At 53.6% G+C, this 2,500-nt stretch carries 1 tRNA gene and 2 rRNA genes (1 of these 3 cut by a window edge); all 3 read left to right on the top strand.

Going from position 1 to position 2,500, the window contains the following annotated elements:
• A 23S ribosomal RNA gene (locus EKN06_RS15500) occupies positions 1–1,980 on the top strand; it begins 813 nt to the left of the window's first position.
• 130 nt (positions 1,981–2,110) lie between these two features.
• Positions 2,111–2,225, top strand: a 5S ribosomal RNA gene (rrf, locus tag EKN06_RS15495).
• A 110-nt stretch (positions 2,226–2,335) separates the two neighbouring features.
• Positions 2,336–2,412, top strand: a tRNA-Met gene (locus EKN06_RS15490).
• Positions 2,413–2,500 lie beyond the last annotated feature (88 nt).

Below are 2,500 nucleotides of genomic sequence, written 5' to 3'. Positions count from 1 at the left end.
AAGGCCAATCAAGCCGGGAAATAGCTGGTTCTCCGCGAAATCTATTGAGGTAGAGCGTCGGATGTATGCCGTTGGGGGTAGAGCACTGGATGGGCTAGGGGGTCGCGAGATCTACCAAACCTAACCAAACTCCGAATACCAACGAGTCTTATCCGGCAGACAGACGGCGGGTGCTAAGGTCCGTCGTCAAAAGGGAAACAGCCCTAACCTACAGCTAAGGTCCCCAAGTCATCACTAAGTGGGAAAGCATGTGGGAATCCCAAAACAACCAGGAGGTTGGCTTAGAAGCAGCCATCCTTTAAAGAAAGCGTAACAGCTCACTGGTCTAAATAAGGGTTCCTGCGGCGAAGATGTATCGGGGCTAAAGTGATGCACCGAAGCTTAGGGTTCAGAATTTATTCTGAGCGGTAGCGGAGCGTTCCGTAGGCGAGTGAAGCGGGAGGGTAACCGACCGTGGACGTATCGGAAGTGCGAATGCTGACATGAGTAGCGACAAAAAGGGTGAGATGCCCTTTCGCCGAAAGACCAAGGGTTCCTGCGCAATGCTAATCAGCGCAGGGTGAGCCGGCCCCTAAGACGAGCCCGAAGGGGGTAGTCGATGGGAACCACGTTAATATTCGTGGGCCTGAAGATGTGTGACGGATTGCGGAAGTAGTTCTCTCTTATCGGATTGAGAGGGCTGCCAAGTAGTTCCAGGAAATAGCCTCTTCATATAGACCGTACCCGAAACCGACACAGGTGGTCAGGTAGAGTATACCAAGGCGCTTGAGAGAAGTATCCTGAAGGAACTCGGCAAATTGCCTCCGTACCTTCGGAAGAAGGAGGCCCCATCTTAAGGCAACTTTTGGTGGGGGGCACAGGCCAGGGGGTAGCGACTGTTTAGCAAAAACACAGGACTCTGCTAAGTCGGCTTCAAGACGACGTATAGGGTCTGACGCCTGCCCGGTGCTGGAAGGTTAAGAGGAGGAGTGCAAGCTCCGAATTGAAGCCCCAGTAAACGGCGGCCGTAACTATAACGGTCCTAAGGTAGCGAAATTCCTTGTCGGGTAAGTTCCGACCTGCACGAATGGCGTAACGACTTCCCCACTGTCTCCAGGATATGCTCAGCGAAATTGAATTCTCCGTGAAGATGCGGAGTACCCGCGGTTAGACGGAAAGACCCCGTGCACCTTTACTGCAGCTTCAGAGTGGCATTAGGAAAGAGTTGTGTAGCATAGGTGGGAGGCTTTGAAACTTGGGCGCCAGTCCAAGTGGAGCCATAGGTGAAATACCACCCTGCTGTTTTCTGATGTCTAACCACCTACCGTTATCCGGTAGTGGGACCCTCTGTGGCGGGTAGTTTGACTGGGGCGGTCGCCTCCTAAAGAGTAACGGAGGCGCGCGATGGTAGGCTCAGGCCGGTTGGAAACCGGCTGCGAGAGTGCAATGGCATAAGCCTGCCTGACTGCGAGATCGACAGATCGAGCAGAGACGAAAGTCGGTCATAGTGATCCGGTGGTCCCTCGTGGAAGGGCCATCGCTCAACGGATAAAAGGTACGCCGGGGATAACAGGCTGATGATTCCCAAGAGCTCATATCGACGGAATCGTTTGGCACCTCGATGTCGGCTCATCACATCCTGGGGCTGGAGCAGGTCCCAAGGGTTTGGCTGTTCGCCAATTAAAGTGGTACGTGAGCTGGGTTCAGAACGTCGCGAGACAGTTTGGTCCCTATCTGCCGTGGGCGTCGATACTTGAAAGGAGTTGCCCCTAGTACGAGAGGACCGGGGTGAACATACCTCTGGTGTACCTGTCATCCTGCCAAGGGTGCCGCAGGGTAGCTATGTATGGACGGGATAACCGCTGAAAGCATCTAAGCGGGAAGCCTCCCTTAAGATTAGGTATCTTCGAACCGTCGTAGACCACGACGTTGATAGGCCGGGTGTGGAAGTGCAGTAATGTATGGAGCTAACCGGTCCTAATAGTTCTGATCATGCTTGATGAATCCCACCATCAACGACAGTCCTGCCCAGCAGGCGCCTGTCTTGATGATCGGACGGTCATCACAGCCAGATCAAACCTCATCTGTAACAAGTGCATCGATTAAAATACGCGACACGCCTGCTTCATTGCTTGGTGGCCATAGCGTCTGTGACCCACCCGATCCCATCTCGAACTCGGCCGTGAAACCAGACAGCGCCAATGGTACTAACGCTTAAGCGTTGGAAGAGTAGGACGCCGCCAGGCATTGTAGCCGGCGTGATCGCAAAACCCATTCATAGTCTCAAAAAAGCCGCTGCCCGCATCGACGAGCGGTGGCTTTTTTGGTCGTCCTACACCCGACGACCAATCAGTGACGCGGGGTGGAGCAGTCCGGTAGCTCGTCAGGCTCATAACCTGAAGGTCGTTGGTTCAAATCCAACCCCCGCAACCAAACCTCATTGATATAAAACATTTTTATAGCCTCACTGTTAACAGTGGGGCTTTTCGCGTTCGGCAATCAAATGGCGGTAAGATGGTGG

It is taken from the genome of Croceicoccus ponticola (assembly GCF_004004515.1).
In the GTDB taxonomy this organism is placed as follows: domain Bacteria; phylum Pseudomonadota; class Alphaproteobacteria; order Sphingomonadales; family Sphingomonadaceae; genus Croceicoccus; species Croceicoccus ponticola.
Note: the sequence above shows the minus strand (reverse complement) of the source record. Positions and strands in the feature narration are given on the sequence as shown.